Origin of the sequence: Streptomyces sp. NPDC005262 (genome assembly GCF_042872425.1) — a bacterium.
Lineage (GTDB): Bacteria > Actinomycetota > Actinomycetes > Streptomycetales > Streptomycetaceae > Streptomyces.
Genome location: NZ_JBIAKK010000009.1, coordinates 71,396 through 86,512, shown reverse-complemented (window position 1 = coordinate 86,512; position 15,117 = coordinate 71,396). Strand labels below are relative to the sequence as shown.

At 69.6% G+C, this 15,117-nt stretch carries 13 protein-coding genes and 1 pseudogene; 7 read left to right on the top strand and 7 right to left on the bottom strand.

Annotation, left to right across the window (positions count from 1 at the left end):
• The first annotated feature begins 52 nt into the window (after positions 1-52).
• The gene (locus tag ACFYP5_RS22615) at positions 53-862 is read left to right on the top strand and encodes an SAM-dependent methyltransferase (protein WP_389038853.1); all 810 of its coding nucleotides are present in this window, start codon (positions 53-55) and stop codon (positions 860-862) included.
• A 73-nt stretch (positions 863-935) separates the two neighbouring features.
• Here ACFYP5_RS22615 and ACFYP5_RS22610 read toward each other — a convergent pair whose 3' ends face one another.
• Positions 936-1,352, bottom strand: a complete 417-nt coding sequence (locus tag ACFYP5_RS22610; RefSeq protein WP_389038850.1) for a cupin domain-containing protein — start codon at positions 1,350-1,352, stop codon at positions 936-938.
• Between the two features lie 53 nt (positions 1,353-1,405).
• Between ACFYP5_RS22610 and ACFYP5_RS22605 the strand changes: the two genes are divergently transcribed.
• Positions 1,406-2,371: a GlxA family transcriptional regulator gene (locus ACFYP5_RS22605; protein WP_389038848.1), complete on the top strand. Its 966-nt coding sequence runs from the start codon at positions 1,406-1,408 to the stop codon at positions 2,369-2,371.
• A gap of 71 nt (positions 2,372-2,442) precedes the next feature.
• Positions 2,443-2,895, top strand: coding sequence for a YchJ family protein (locus tag ACFYP5_RS22600; protein ID WP_389038846.1), 453 nt, complete (start codon positions 2,443-2,445; stop codon positions 2,893-2,895).
• A 108-nt stretch (positions 2,896-3,003) separates the two neighbouring features.
• Here the strand turns inward: ACFYP5_RS22600 and ACFYP5_RS22595 are convergent, their stop codons facing one another.
• From ACFYP5_RS22595 to ACFYP5_RS22580, 4 genes and pseudogenes are all read right to left on the bottom strand, one after another.
• Positions 3,004-5,091, bottom strand: coding sequence for an MDR family MFS transporter (locus ACFYP5_RS22595; RefSeq protein ID WP_389038843.1), 2,088 nt, complete (start codon positions 5,089-5,091; stop codon positions 3,004-3,006).
• Between the two features lie 55 nt (positions 5,092-5,146).
• On the bottom strand, positions 5,147-5,986 hold the full coding sequence (locus ACFYP5_RS22590; protein WP_389038839.1) for a hypothetical protein: 840 nt from the start codon (positions 5,984-5,986) through the stop codon (positions 5,147-5,149).
• Between the two features lie 182 nt (positions 5,987-6,168).
• On the bottom strand, positions 6,169-6,432 hold the full coding sequence (locus ACFYP5_RS22585) for a hypothetical protein (protein WP_030980463.1): 264 nt from the start codon (positions 6,430-6,432) through the stop codon (positions 6,169-6,171).
• Positions 6,433-6,667: 235 nt separating this feature from the next.
• Positions 6,668-6,917: pseudogene (locus tag ACFYP5_RS22580) on the bottom strand (helix-turn-helix domain-containing protein); the annotation flags it as partial.
• A 508-nt stretch (positions 6,918-7,425) separates the two neighbouring features.
• On the opposite strand from ACFYP5_RS22580, the gene ACFYP5_RS22575 reads away from it, so the two are divergent.
• Positions 7,426-8,262, top strand: coding sequence for a PP2C family protein-serine/threonine phosphatase (locus ACFYP5_RS22575; RefSeq protein ID WP_389038836.1), 837 nt, complete (start codon positions 7,426-7,428; stop codon positions 8,260-8,262).
• Between the two features lie 65 nt (positions 8,263-8,327).
• The gene (locus ACFYP5_RS22570; RefSeq protein ID WP_389038833.1) at positions 8,328-9,353 is read left to right on the top strand and encodes an MASE1 domain-containing protein; all 1,026 of its coding nucleotides are present in this window, start codon (positions 8,328-8,330) and stop codon (positions 9,351-9,353) included.
• Positions 9,354-9,668: 315 nt separating this feature from the next.
• On the opposite strand, the gene ACFYP5_RS22565 is transcribed toward ACFYP5_RS22570, so the two are convergent.
• The gene (locus ACFYP5_RS22565; protein WP_389038830.1) at positions 9,669-10,730 is read right to left on the bottom strand and encodes an ATP-dependent DNA ligase; all 1,062 of its coding nucleotides are present in this window, start codon (positions 10,728-10,730) and stop codon (positions 9,669-9,671) included.
• 96 nt (positions 10,731-10,826) lie between these two features.
• Between ACFYP5_RS22565 and ligD the strand changes: the two genes are divergently transcribed.
• Positions 10,827-11,837, top strand: coding sequence for a non-homologous end-joining DNA ligase (gene ligD, locus ACFYP5_RS22560; RefSeq protein ID WP_389039278.1), 1,011 nt, complete (start codon positions 10,827-10,829; stop codon positions 11,835-11,837).
• Positions 11,834-12,913, top strand: a complete 1,080-nt coding sequence (locus ACFYP5_RS22555) for an ABC transporter permease (protein ID WP_389038827.1) — start codon at positions 11,834-11,836, stop codon at positions 12,911-12,913. Before ligD ends, ACFYP5_RS22555 begins: the two co-directional genes overlap by 4 nt.
• A gap of 15 nt (positions 12,914-12,928) precedes the next feature.
• On the opposite strand, the gene ACFYP5_RS22550 is transcribed toward ACFYP5_RS22555, so the two are convergent.
• A complete protein-coding gene (locus ACFYP5_RS22550; protein WP_389039275.1) occupies positions 12,929-15,082 on the bottom strand; it encodes an OmpL47-type beta-barrel domain-containing protein in 2,154 nt (717 codons plus the stop codon).
• Positions 15,083-15,117: the final 35 nt, after the last annotated feature.

The window sequence follows — 15,117 nt, the reverse complement described above, 5'->3', positions numbered from 1 at the left end:
CTCGCCGCACGTCAGTCTCTGTTCGCCGATCCACGGACCCAAGGAGCGCGCTATGACCGGGCACGACCCGCAGCCCATCGAGATCGACACCAGCAAGCCGCATCCCGCCCGGATGTACGACTGGTTCCTCGGCGGCAAGGACAACTACCCGGTCGACGAACAGATGGCCCAGCAGCTCCTGGCCCTCGACTCACGGGGCCGTGACATGGCCCGGGTCAACCGCGCGTTCATGCACCGCGCCACCCGCTGGCTCGCCGAGCGGGGCGTACGCCAGTTCCTCGACATCGGCACCGGCATCCCGACCGAGCCCAACCTTCACCAGATCGCCCAGCGGACCGCCCCGGATGCGCGCATCGTCTACTGCGACAACGACCCGATCGTCCTCGCGCACGCCGCGGCCCTGCTGCGCTCCACCCCCGAGGGCGCCACCGAGTACATCCAGGTCGACGCCCGCCGACCGGAGGCCATCCTCGAGAACGCGGGCAAGGTCCTCGACTTCAGCCGCCCCGTCGCGTTGTCCCTGCTGGCCCTGCTGCACTTCCTCGACGACGAGGACGGTGCGGCCGAGCTCGTCGACCGGTTGGTGGCGCAGCTCCCCTCGGGCAGCTATCTGGTGCTCTCGCACACCACCGGGGACTTCAACCCCGAGGGTGCCGCCCAGGCCTCCGCCATGTACAAGGCCCGTGGGATGACGCTGCGTCCGCGCTCGCATGCCGAACTCAGCGCGTTCTTCGAGGGGCTGGAGCTCGTCGAGCCGGGCGTCACCCTCTCCGCCGACTGGCACCCGGAGCTCGGCGAGGTCATCGACGTGCTGGGCGACGAGCCGATCCCGGGATACGCGGGTGTGGCCCGCAAGCCCTGACCCCGGGCCCGCACGACTCACTTCGGCCCGGTGGACCGACAGCAGCCCACATCCCCTGCCGTCCCCGCTGTGTTCAGGCCCCCAGCACGTGTCCGGTCGTCGCCTCGACATGGTCGGGCACCTCGTCGTGCCGGTCACCCACCGATGACGTCCCGGACGGCTCGAACAGCAGGAGCGACGCACCGGCCGCCGAGTAGGGCCGGTGCCAGGTGGTGCGCGGGACGACGAACACCGCGCCCCGGTCGAGGGTGACCGTCCGCTCCTCACCGGCCTCGCGCAGTGCGATGTCCAGGGTGCCGTCGAGGACGAGGAAGAACTCGTCGGTCTCCTCATGGACGTGCCAGACATGCTCGCCCCGGACCTTGGCCACCCGCACGTCGTAGTCGTTGACGCGGGTCACGATCCGGGGGCTCCACAGCGCCTCGAACGTCTTCAGGGCATCGCTCAGCAGGGTGGGGTCCGGACCGGTCGTCGTCGTGTGATCGCTCATGCTTCCCATCCTCGGCGGTGGACTCCGCTTCGGGTGAGTGCTACGAATCGCACATGGCGCAAGAATCCTCGCACCGAGTCGTGATGATCGTCTCCGACGGCTCCAACCCTTTCGAGCTGGGCGTGGCCACCGAACTCTTCGGGCTGCGCCGCCCCGAGCTGCCGGTGCCCTGGTACGACTTCGAGCTCTGCGCCGAGACCCCGGCCGTGCGCATGCATCACGGCTTCTTCCAGCTCACCGGGGTCGCCGGACTCGACGCGGTCGACCGGGCCGACACCGTCATCGTGCCGAACCGCCCAGACCCGGAGACCGACCCCGACCCGGCCGTCCTCGCCGCGATCCGTCGCGCCGCCGGCCGGGGTGCCCGCATGGTCAGCTTCTGTACGGGTACGTTCACGCTGGCCGCGGCCGGTGTGCTGGACGGCCGCCGCGCCACCACCCACTGGCGCTGGGCCGATGCCTTCGCCGCCCGCTTCCCGCAGGTCCGACTCGACCCCGACGTGCTGTTCGTCGACGACGGGCAGATCATCACCGCGGCGGGCAGCGCCGCCGCCCTCGACACGGGCCTCCACATCGTCCGCGGCGACCATGGCGCGGAGATCGCCGCGGCCGTCAGCCGCCGGCTGGTCTTCGCCGTCCACCGCGACGGTGGCCAGCGGCAGTTCGTCGAGCACCCGCTGCCCGACGTGCCTGACACCTCGCTGGGTCCGCTGCTCGCCTGGGCCGAGGAGCGCCTTGGAACGGATCTCACGGTCACCGGCCTGGCCGCGCAGGCCGCCGTCAGCCCTGCCACCCTGCACCGCCGATTCCGCACCCAGCTCGCCACCACCCCGCTCGCCTGGCTGACCGAGCGGCGGATCACCTTCGCCTGCCGGCTGATGGAGCGCGGCGAGGAACGCCTCGACGTGGTCGCCCGCGTAAGCGGACTCGGATCGGCGACGAACCTGCGGGCCCAGCTGCGCCGCCGCACGGGGCTCACCCCCACCGAGTACCGCCGCCGATTCGCCGGGCCACGGTGACGCACCGGTCCGGTACAGCAGTGTCCGCCCTGGCGCACCTGCCCGGTCCCGCCGCAGGTCACAATGGGTCCATGACCCGACGCAGCTCACGCCCCCGGCAGACCTCCGCGAGCGCCCGGATCGCCCCGGCCACCGCGATCACTCCGGCCTCGCCGTGCCCCTGCGGCCTTTCCGCCACGTACGCCGACTGCTGCGGACGACTGCACGCCGGGGCCGCCGCGCCGACCTGTGAGGCGCTGATGCGTTCGCGGTACGCCGCGTTCGTCGTCCAGGACGCGGCGTACCTGCTCCGCACCTGGCACCCGGACACCCGGCCGCCCGCCATCGACTTCGATCCCGCGATGCGTTGGGTGCGCCTGGAGATCCTGGCGACGACGGACGGCAGTGCGTTCCACACCACGGGCACGGTCACCTTCCGCGCCCACTACACGGACGACGGCCGGCCGGACTCGCTCCACGAACAGAGCCGGTTCGTCCGGCACGACGGCGCCTGGGTCTACTCGACAGCGGTCTTCGCCGACTGATCACTCCGAGGTCCGCCGAGCGGCGTCACGCCGAAAGTGCTCACCCGCGACGCTGTGGGCGGTGGAGCGCGACGGACCGGGTCGAAGGAGGAGACAGCGGCGCCGGTGTCAGGCGGGGGCGGGCACCCGTGACGCACCGGCCGAGTCCGCCGGGGACAGCGCCTGCGCCAGGTCCTCCGCCAGCAGCCGCTTTGCGATGACATGGACCGCGGCCCGCAGTTGCTTGTCGTCGGGGCGGGCGCCGTCCTGGTCCACCTGCTCATTGAGCCAGACGCCCCAGGCACGGGAGATCGTGGCCGCCTCCCGGCTGCCCGCCTCGGTGTGCGTGAAGAGATGACCGTCCCCGCTGAGATACCCCTCCTCGATCATCCGGTCGAAGACCGGCACCAGCACCTCGGGCGGAATCCGGTGCCTCGTCGCGATCAGACCGAGGCCCGCATGGCCGACCAGCCGGGTGAACAGCTCGACCTGCATCACCGCCCAGGCGCCCGCCATGTCGAGCCGGGTGTCCGAGGCGGCGACGATCCGCCGGGCCGTGTCCGGGCCCATGCCCCGCAGGATCTTCGCCACCGAGTACTCGAGCAGCTTCGCCGAGTCCCCGTCGTTCGGGGAGGCGAACCCTTCGCCCATGTCGGTCGAGGCGACCCGTGCGGTGTCCCGAAGTTTCACCTCTTTCAGCAAGAGGGCCACGACGAACCCGAGCAGAGCGACCGGCACCGTCCACAGGAACACGGTGTGGAGTGTGTCCGCGTACGCCTGGACGAGCGGCGCGGACTGCCCGGGCGGCAGGCCGTGCAGCCCTTTCGGGCTCTGCGCCGCCTTCGCCACGACCGCGGGGTCGCCGCCCGCCCTCGCCGCAGCCGCGACCCCCTGGGCCAGGTTCGGCCCCAGCGCGTTGGCGTAGATCGTGCCGAAGACCGCGGTGCCGAAGGAGCTGCCGAGGGTACGGAAGAACGTCACGCCCGACGTCGCCGTGCCCAGGTCCGCGTAGTCGACCGTGTTCTGCACCGCGATCGTCAGCACCTGCATGGAAAGTCCGATGCCGACACCGAGCACCAGCATGTACAGCGACTCCAGCCAGACCCCGCTGCCCGGACCCATCCGGGACAGCAGGTACAGCCCGGCCGCCATGATCAGCGAACCGATGATGGGGAACATCCGGTACCTGCCGGTCTTGCTGACCACATTGCCGCTGAAGATCGAGGCCGCGAGCAGACCGATGACGAGCGGCAGCGTCCGCACGCCCGACAAGGTCGCCGAGTTCCCGTCCACGAACTGCAGATATGTAGGCAGGAAGATCATCGCGCCGAGCATCGCGAAGCCCACGATGAAGCTGAGGACCGAGCAGACGGTGAAGACCGGATTCCGGAACAGCCGCATAGGCAGCATCGGTTCCTTCGCCCGGAACTCCACGAGGCAGAAGATCGCGAGCGCGACGACACCGCCTGCGAAGAGAGCGATGATGACGGGCGACCCCCAGGCGTACTGGTTGCCGCCCCAGCTCGTCGCCAGGATCAGGGCGCTCGCACCGATCGTGACCATGGTGATGCCCAGGTAGTCGATCACCGCCCGCCCGGCCGCCTTGACCGCCGGGATCGTCCGGGCGGCGGCTATCACCACCACGATCGCGATCGGTACGTTGACGTAGAACGCCCAGCGCCACGAGAGATGGTCGGTGAACAGTCCGCCGAGCAGCGGCCCGACCACGGTGGCCACCCCGAAGACCGCACCGATCGCGCCCTGGTACTTGCCGCGTTCACGCAGCGGGATCACATCGGCGATCAGCGCCATCGACGTGACCATCAGCCCGCCCGCGCCGATGCCCTGCAGTCCTCGCCAGATGATCAGCATCGACATGTTGGTCGCGAGGCCGCACAGGAACGAGCCGGTGATGAAGATGATCGCCGAGACCTGGAAGACGATCTTCCGGCCGAAGAGGTCACCGAACTTGCCGACCAGGACCGTCGCCACCGTCTCGGCGAGCAGATACGCGGTGACCACCCAGGACATATGGGCGGCGCCACCCAGATCCGCGACGATCGTGGGCAGCGCCGTGCCCACGATCGTCTGGTCCAGGGCGGCCAGCAGAATCCCCAGCACGATCGTGATGAAGACGATGTTCCGGCGACGCGGGTCGAGCACGGGCGGCGCGGCGGCACTCTGCGCGGCGGGTGCGGTCTCGCTGGCAGTGGTCACGCTTGCACCCTCACACCGGCCCCTGTCTCCCGCATGTGGGGGACAGCCGGACGGGTCAGCGGATCAGCGCGCGCACCGACGTCTTCATCCGGGCCACGAACGCCTCCCGCACCGGCTCCGTCACCCGGTCGAGCGAGAGGTACGGATTGAGGTCCTCCAGCTCGACGAGCAGCAGCTCGCCGTCGGCAGTCCGGCAGGCGTCGATCCGCTGGATGCCGTGTGGGAGTGCGTTCCACTCCACGAACCGCCGGGCGAACTCCAGATCCGCCTCCGTCGGCCCGTACGGCTCCAGTACCCAGCGCCTGTCGGTGTGCGGTGCGTACAGCGCGTACTGGAAGTCCCGGTCGATGAAGTAGAAGGACACCTCGTAGCTGAAGTCGATCCTCGGCTGGACGAGTACGGTGCCGTCCGGCTCGGCGGCCACCTCGGCCGCGAGCACCTCCGGTGCGACGAACCGCAGCCCGACCGAGTCCGCACCCAGTTTCGGCTTGATCACATACTCCGCGGCCTCGGGCAGCAGCCCCAGATCGGCTGCCCGGTCCACGGTCGCGATCACCGGATACTCCGCGGCGCTCAGGTCGACCAGATACTGCTTGCCGGCCATGTCACCGCGGCCGGTCAGCGGGTTGTACACCGGCACGTTCCGCTCGCGTGCCTGGGTGCAGAACGCGTCGTACGCCTCCTGGTAGTGCAGCACCGGACCGCTGTTGCGTACGACGACGGCGTCGAGGCCGCCCAGGAGTGCGGCCGCGTCCCGCGGATGGCAGAGCGCCACGTCGAACTCCTCGCGGAGCCGCGAGGTCAGAAAGATGTCCTCGTCGCAGTAGCGCCGGCCGCGAGCCTCGTAGGCAAGATCGGTGACGAAGAGGACGGACGGGCGCGGACCGGCGGGCATGGCGTTTCCCAGGGGTGTGTGCGAACAGCGGATCGGTGGCATTGGCTGCCCGACATTCTCTCCCGGTCCGCTTCACTCCGGTGACCGCGCTCCGACCGGCGGCCGGCGGCCCGGCCGATGCGGGTGCGGATGTTCTCCGTGGTCCCGTGGATCATGTGCTGCCCATGACGTCGGCGCTGCGGTCACCAGGAGCTGCCGGGACGCACCGGCAGCCCGGGGTGGTGGGCGGCGAGCACCTTGTTGGCCCGGGCCAGCTCGGACAGCGCCTGCTCGCGGTCGGCCTGGTCCTCGATGCCGAGCCGGGGGCCGCGGAACCTGCGGACCTCGCGGGCGGCGCACTCGGCGTCGAACTCCGCCTGCACGATGTGCGGCGGGATGCAGGACCCGATCAGTGCGGCGACCCGGTCCGGGATCGGTACGGGGACGAGGAGGTGCGAGGCGGTCATGGGGGGTTTCCCTCTCGGATGGTTGACCAGGAGGTGGTGCTGTGCGGCCGCCGGATGAGCGGTCGGCTTCTCCTTATGTAACGGGACGCAGTTCCAGTTTTCTCGTTGAGAACGTCTCCGTCTGGCAACCGTTCGGGAGTGACCGGCTTTTTCCCCTTACCCGCAAGTAAGTTGACTCCACGTGAGGTACGTGCTCGGGTCGTGATCCGCACCGCGTCGCCCTGTGCGGTGCGTCGCTGCTGCGGGCGCGCAACTGCATCGCACGCAGCACGGCCTCGGTTCGAGAACCGTGACTCGGGGTCGACGAGTAGTTCGCCGAAGATGGTCTCCAGATTACGCATCCGGGAGCGGACCGTCTGCGGGTGTACGTCGAGCAGTTCGCCCATGCGGGCCGCGGTGCCGCGGGTGTCGAGCCGGATCCGCGGCGTCTCGATCAGGCGCTCGCGACGGTTGGCGCTGATCTTGGCGACCGGCGCGGGTGACCTCCAGCCCGATCTCCTTGATCAGGCTGGGGAGTTCGAGCCGCAGGATCGCGGCGAACTCCTGCGGCAGTGGTCCCGGTGGTTCTCCGATGTCCGAAGATCGTGCGACGCCCGGCATACCTGTACCCCTTGCTCTCCTGCGCCCGATGGGGGTGGGTCATGGGAGGAGCGCTCCCGCGTGCGGTCAGGTGCGTACCGACTTGGGCTGTTGAAGATAGTCCAAGCCGGGGCCCATGCACACAGGCGTGACAGGACGAGATGCAAGGGGCACGTATCGCTGCGGCGGGGGCGGTCCGCCCCTGCCCCGGGTCGGTCGGGGCCCGGGCGGCCGGAGCGAATCCGCAAGCGGAAGGCTGAACGGGGCCGTGATGATCAACGACCCCAGTCGCAGTCCTGCACTGATCGGCGTCATTCGGGAGGGGCGGTCCGACGAGGGCGAGTAATCCGGCCCTCCGTTGCGAAGAGAACTAAAGTGGTATACGGATCACGCTGGAAAGCCCCCGGAGGGGCCATGCGCCACCACCGCACCACCCACGCCGACAACGCCCAGGAAGCGCTGCTCACCCTCGGGCGTCTCGTCGATCAGGCGCTGGAGCGGATCAGGATCCAGCAGGCCCGAGTGGAACTGGCCGAGGCGCTGCAGCGCCATCTACTCCCGCCTCAACTGCCTCAATTGCCGTACATGGCCATCGCGGCCCGCTATGCCCCTTCGCGCGACGGCCTCGATGTCGGGGGCGACTGGTACGACGCCTTTCCGATGACGAACGGGTCGTTCGGGATCACGATCGGTGACGTACAGGGCCACGATGTGGAGGCCATTGCCTTCATGGGGCAGGCCCGCACCAGCCTGCGGGCCTGCGCCGGTTCCACGTCCGACCCGGGCGAGGTGCTGAGCCGCGCCAATGACCTGCTCATCTCCATGAGCTGTGGACTCTTCGCCACGTGCTGTTTCATGAACTTCGACCCGGCGACCGGCGCGCTCGCCGTCTCCCGGGCAGGCCACATCCCGTTGGTGTGGGCGACCTCCGCCGCTCGCTCCGGCGTCGTCCTCGCAAGAGGCGGCCCGCCCCTCGGCATCCTGGCCGGGGAGTGCTATCCGGTGACGCACCGACGGCTGACGGAGCCGGCATCGTTCGTGCTGGTCACCGACGGGGTGGTGGAAGGGCCGTCGTGCCCGATGGAGAAGGGCCTGGAGGAGGTGGCCAGGCTGGCGCGCAGGGGATACGACGGGGACCCCGACCAGCTCGCCTGTGACGTGATCAAGGTGGCCGAGCTGACCGGCCACTCGGACGATGCCGCCGTACTGGTCGTCCGCTATGCCGGTATCGCCGGGCGCTGCGACGATTGAGAGGTATCGCCCTCTCTCTTCCGGTGTGTCCTGGCCGAGCGGGCGACCCCGACAGGTGGTGTTCGATGGCTGACGTGGTGACGGATCAGAAGCTCCGGCACCACGCCGCCGCGACTCTGCTGGTTCTCGCCGTCGCCGCCGCCTACTACGGGGCTGCGCGGCTGGGCCTGCTCGAACAACTGGTGCGGGGCCAGGTCACGCCGCTGTGGCCGCCCACGGGTATCGCCGTGGCCGCTCTGCTCGTCTTCGGACTGCGGGTCTGGCCGGGCATCGCGATCGGTGCCTATGCCGCCAATGTGGCCATCGGGCCGACGGTTCTCGCCGTTTTCGCCATCGCAGCCGGGAACACGCTCGCACCGATCTGTTCCTACCTGTTGCTGCGGCGTGTCGGGTTCCACATCGACCTGGACCGGCTGCGCGACGCCCTGGCACTGGTCTTCCTGGGGGCGCTCGGCGGGATGCTCATCAGCGCGACCGTGGGCAGCAGTGTGCTGGTGCTCTCCGGTGCCCTGCCCGCAGGTGATTTCTGGCCCACCTGGTCGGTGTGGTGGACAGGCGATGCGATGGGCGTGCTGATCGTCGCACCGCTTCTGCTCGTCCTTCGCGAGGCGCGGTGGCCACATGGTGTGGCATTGCGGCGGTGGGCCGAGGCGGCGGCTCTCTTGCTCAGTACTCTTGCAGCGGCTCTCCTGGCGACGGGAGGCACCAGCGCCTCGTTGCTCTTCCTCGTCTTCCCGTTCCTGATCTGGGCCGCGTTCCGCTTCGAGCGCGCCGGTGCCGCGTCGTGTGCGTTCGGAGTCTCCATGCTGGCGATCCTGGCCGCCGGCCATCGGGCCGGCCCGTTCGCCCACAAGGATCTTTTCACCAACATGGTGACGCTCCAGGCCTTCAACGGCAGCACGGCGCTGACGGCGCTGCTGCTCGCTGCCGTCATCACCGAGCGGGAGCGCACCCACGGGGAAATCAAGCGGCTCTGTGCGCGTCTCACGGACATGGTGGCGGCCATGCCGGATCACCCGGTGACCGATCAGTGGCAGACGTCCGACGACCCTGAGGACCCCGGACGCCGGACCGACGACGGCCGGCCGTGACGGCTGTCCCGCTCAGGAGGGCTCCGTCCCGCGATACGCCGGCACGCCCCGCCGGGTTCACCTCCGCCAGGAGCGTGGCCCCACCGGTCGTTCCCTACGGCATCCAGGCGAACATCAACAACACGACGGAAACCAGGCGTTGGAAGACGTGGACGAACCCCGGCTGCCCCACGGGCACTCCGTCACCCGACCCGACCCGACCCGACCCGACCCGACCGACCGACCGACACGGCCGGCGCCACGGACCCGCCGTCGCCGGACCACAGCCCGGACGCCACACCAGGTGACCCCTGCGTGACACCGCCGGGCTCGACGTCAGTGGGCTGACAGCACCTCGGCCAGGTCGTACCCCACCACCTCTTCCAGCTGCGCATAGGTGCAACCGTCGGGTGTGCGGTCCGGCCGCCACCGGCGGAACTGGGCAGTGTGCCGGAACCGGTCGCCCTCCATGTGGTCGTACGCCACCTCGCACACCCGCTCCGGACGAAGGGCCACCCACGACTGGTCCTTCTTCGCGGACCACCGGCTCTGCGCACCGGGCAGCCGTGCACTCCCGTGCGCGGTGGCGTCGGCCCAGGCCGCCCACGGATGGTCGGCGGAGTCGGTCCGCAGCGGCTCCAGCTCCGTCACCAGTTCCTCGCGGCGCTTCATGGGGAAGGCGGCGCACACCCCGACGTGCTGCAGGACGCCCCCGGAGTCGTAGAGGCCGAGCAGCAGCGAGCCGACGATCGGGCCGCTCTTGTGGTAGCGGTAGCCCGCCACCACACAGTCGGCGGTCCGCTCGTGCTTGATCTTGTACATGACGCGGACGTCGGAGCGGTACGGCAGATCGAGCGGCTTGGCGACGACGCCGTCGAGCCCGGCCCCCTCGTACCGCTCGAACCACTCCTGGGCGACGGCCGGGTCCGTGGTCGCGGGGGCGAGATGGACAGGGGCCGAGGCACCGGACAGCGCCGCCTCCAGCCCCGCGCGCCGGTCCACCTGCGGGGTCCCCAGCAGGGAGTCGTCGCCCACCGCGAGGATGTCGAAGGCGACGAAGCTGGCCGGCGTCTGTTCGGCCAGCAGCCGCACTCGTGAATCGGCCGGATGGATGCGCTCGCTGAGCCGGTCGAAGTCCAGCCGGCCGTCGTACGCGACGACGATCTCCCCGTCGATCACACAGCGCGGTGGAAGATTCTCCCTGACAGCCGTGACCAGCTCCGGGAAGTAGCGGGTGAGTGGCTTGCCGGTGCGGCTGCCGATCACCACCTCGTCGCCGTCGCGGTGGACGATCGCCCGGAAGCCGTCCCATTTGGCCTCGTACTGCATCCCGGGCGGGATCCTGGAAACGGACTTGGCGAGCATCGGCTTCACGGGCGGCATCACCGGCAGGTCCATGGAGCGATTCTTACCCGGATGCCTCGGTCAGGCTCCCGATATGCGGCATATGTGGGCCCGGCCTAGCGTGGCCCCATGGGCGCAGCGGGAACAGCGGTGGAGCTGGATGCGGACGGGCGGGCGGTGCGGCTGTCCAGCCCGGACAAGGTGTACTTCCCGGAGAAGGGCTACACGAAGAGGGACGTCGCCGAGTACTTCCTCTCCGTGGGCGCCGGGATCACCCGCGCCCTGCGGGACAGACCGACCACCCTCCAGCGCTTCGTGGACGGCGTCGACGGCGACTTCTTCTACCAGAAACGCGCCCCGAAGAACCTCCCCGACTGGATCCCCACCGCCCGGATCACGTTCCCCAGCGGCCGGCCGGCCGACGAGATCTGCCCCACGGAACTCGCCGCCGTCCTGTGGGCGGCCAACCTCGGCACGCTCACCTTCCACCCCTGGCCGGTACGGAGCGCCGACACCGACCACCCCGACGAACTGCGCATCGACCTGGACCCGCAGCCCGGCACGGACTACGCCGACGCGGTCGGCGCCGCCCATGAGCTGCGGGCCGTCCTCGACGACCACGGGCTTCGCGGCTGGCCCAAGACTTCCGGCGGCCGCGGCATCCATGTCTTCGTACCGATCGAACCCCGCTGGACGTTCACCGAGGTCCGCCGCGCGGCCATCGCGGCCGGACGCGAACTGGAACGCCGGATGCCGGACCGGGTGACCACCGCCTGGTGGAAGGAGGAGCGCGGCGAACGCATCTTCGTCGATTTCAACCAGACCGCCCGCGACCGGACGATCGCCTCCGCGTACTCCGTACGGCCCCACCCGCACGCCCAGGTCTCCGCACCCCTGCGCTGGGACGAGATCGATGACGCCGAGCCGCGGGACTTCGACATCAGGACGATGCCGAAGCGGTACGCGGAGGTGGGCGATGTGCACGCGGACATGGACGACCACGCCTTCAGGCTCGACGGTCTGCTGGAACTGGCGGACCGTGACGAGCAGGAACGCGGGCTCGGCGACATGCCGTACCCGCCGGAGTACCCGAAGATGCCCGGCGAACCCAAACGGGTCCAGCCGAGCCGCGCCCGGCACGACGAGGACGGGGATGCATGAGCGCGCCCGACCTGGAGCCCGTCACACCGCACGGGGGACATGGCCGGCCCCCGGCCCGCGGTGACCGATGGGCGGCGTTCAGGGCGTCCCCGTATCTGCCCGCCGTCGTACTCCTGTTCATCATCGCGGCCGCCGCCGGTCTCTTCGCCGGCTCCTACACGTACGCGATGGCCAATCCGACCCCGCGCAACATCCCGGCCGCCGTGGTCGGCGACCTCGACACCATGCGCGACAAGGTCTTCCTCGAAGGGCTGGAGGGCGCGCTCGACACCTCGCTGGTGCTCCATGAGTACGCCAACGAAACCGACGCCCGCGCCGCACTGGAGGGGCAGAAGGTCTTCGGCATCCTGCGGTCCGAGAACGGCGGGGTCGGCCTGGATGTCGCGAGCGCGTCCGGGGCCTCGGTCGCCCAGCTGCTCGCCGAATCCACCCTGAAGGTGGGGGAAGCGACCCATGTGCCGGTCAAGGTCACGGACGTGAAGCCCCTGCAACGGGGCGACCCCCGTGGCCTCGCCCTCTTCTACATCTCGCTGGCCGCGGTGATCATCGGGTTCGTCGGCGCCATCCAGCTGAGTGTGCACGCCAAGGCGCTGGCCCCCCTGGAGCGGATCGGGTTCACCGTCGTCTACGCCCTGCTCGGCGGGTTCGCGATCGCCGCCGTGGTGGACTGGCTGCTCAGCTCCGTCAAGCTGCCGTTCCTCCAGTCGTGGATGATCCTCTCGCTCACCATGTTCACCACCGGCATGGTCTTCACCATGTTCCACGCCCTGATGGGGCGCTGGGCCATGATTCCCACCTGGGGCCTGATGGTGCTGCTCGGCAACCCGTCCTCAGGTGGTGCGGTGTCCTGGCCGCTGCTGCCGTCGGTTCTCGGCTTCATCGGCCGCTGGCTCCCGCCGGGCGCCTCGGTCAACGCCCAGCACGCCGCCGTCTACTACCAGGGTCACCAGCGGGTCTTCCCGTACCTGGTGCTCGCCGGCTGGTCGCTGGTCTCCTGCACCGTGTTCCTGGTGTGGCGCCACCGGTACCCGGAAGACCGCGACCACATGCCTCAGCATGCGGCCGCGGCCACCTGACATCTCCCTGCGCGGTTACAGCTCCTTGATCCGGATGTCGCGGTACGAGATCACGTCCGAGGTGCTGTGGACCTGGAGTCCGATGTAGCCGGACGAGTACCGCCTGCCGTCGGTGCCCGGGTCGTCGCCCCGCGGCGGCTCGAAGACCTGGCCGCCGGTGTTGTCGAACTCGTTCAGCAGGACACCGTTGCGGTAGATCGAGTAGTGCTGGTCCACCACCCGGATCTCGTAGTCGTTCCAGGTGCCCTTGGGCGTGACCCCGGCGCCGGCCAGACCGATCCGGTCGAATCCGTAGATCGAACCCGTCTTGTACATGTCGCCGTCCGGCTTGTCGAGGATCTGCACCTCATGGCCGTACTTGATGGCGACCCACTCCGGGCGGGACTCCTCCGGGTTGTCGTGGACGTTCGGGAAGCGGACGAAGACACCCCCGTTGGCATTGCCGGTGCCGGGGGCGTCGTCGCGCCACTGGAGCTTGAGCGAGAAGTCGCCGTACTGCCGTCCTGGGAACCAGAGCATCCCCATGCCGTCCACGGTCGTGGAGCTGGTGATCGAGCCATCGGCGTTGAGCCCGAACTTGCCACCGCCGACCTGCTGCCACTTGGCGAGCGAGTCAGCCGTGCCGTCGAAGAGCTTCCTGTACCCCTCGTCCTGGCCCGGCTTGCCGATGCCCGACTGCTTGGCCGCCCGGTAGATCTTCTTGTGCTCGCGGGCGTCGATCACCCCGTCGGCGAGAAGCTTGTCGAGGACCTTGTCGACGTGCTTGAGGAACAGCGCGTGCGACGACCAGTCCTTCTCGTCCTCGATCAGCTCGTTGATCGTGCAGCGGTTGCCGGTGATGCGGTTGGGAACACCCGTGTCGACCGTGCCGACGATGACGGTCAGCCGCTCGTCGAACTCCGGGCAGTTCGGCGCGGGCACGCCCCCGCTCTGCGCGATGGTGAACGACACCTGCTTCGCCTCGGAGGTGTTGCCCGCCTTGTCCGTCGCCCGGTGGGCGACGGTGTGGTAGCCGACGCGGTCGACGATGACCGTGGCCGTGTACGCGAGGTACGGGCCGCCGTCGAGCGAGTACTCGATCCGGTCCACGCCCGACTCGGCGTCGGTAGCCGTCACCGTCACCTTGGCGCTGGTGAGGTAGGCATTGTCCGAATTCTTGTCGCCCTCGACCTTCGCCGTCGTCTCCGGCGGTGTCCTGTCCTGCGTCGGCGGAGCGATGACGGTGAAGTCGACGGACTTCTCGGCGGCCGTGTTGCCCGCCTTGTCGGTGGCGCGGTAGCGGACGGTGTGCGTCCCCACCTCGTGGACCATCACCGGTGCGGTGTACGGCTGCCAGGCGCCGTCGGCCCCGACCGCGTACTCGATGGTGTTGACTCCGGACCCGGTGTCGGACGCGGTCACGGTGACCGTGGCCATACCCAGGTAGGCACCTTGGGCGTCCTTCTCACCGGAGACGGTCGCGGAGGTCTCCGGCGCCGTGGTGTCGTCGGTCGGCGGCGCGGCGACCGAGAAGTCGACGGACTTCTCGGCGGCGGTGTTGCCCGCCTTGTCGGTGGCGCGGTACCGGATGCTGTGCGAGCCGACCTCGTTCACCACCACGGGCGTGGTGTACGGCTGCCAGGCGCCGTCGGCCCCGACCGCGTACTCGACGGTGCCGACGCCCGAACTGTCGTCCGCCGCCGAGACGGTGACCGTGGCCTGACCGATGTACGCGCCATCGGCGTTCTTGTCGCCGTCGACCTTCGCCGACGTCTCGGGTGCGGTGGTGTCCTCGCCGCCACCGCCGTCGGTCACGGTGAGAATGCCCTGCATCGCCTGATGCCCCGGCATGGTGCAGTGGTAGAAGTACCGGCCGGGCGTGAGGGTGACCTCGACGGTGTGCCTGCCGCCCTGGTCGTCACCCGGGTTGGCCAGGATGTTCAGCGGTACGTCGTTGTTGAACTCCGGGTCCGAGACGCTGAACGTCAGCGTGTGCGGCATGCTCGTCGTGTTGCCGGTCGCCGTGCTGTTCTCGAAGACGATGGTCGCCTTGCCGGCCACCGCGGTCGTGGGAGCCGACAGATAGTGGTCGATGGGGTCGCCCGCGGTCCAGGTGAGGACCTGATCGGCCGCCGCCTGCCGGCCGGCATCACGACCGTACGCGGCCGTCGACGTCAGCCCCAGAACCATCAGGAACGAACCCAGCAGAGCAAGCCACAAGCGGG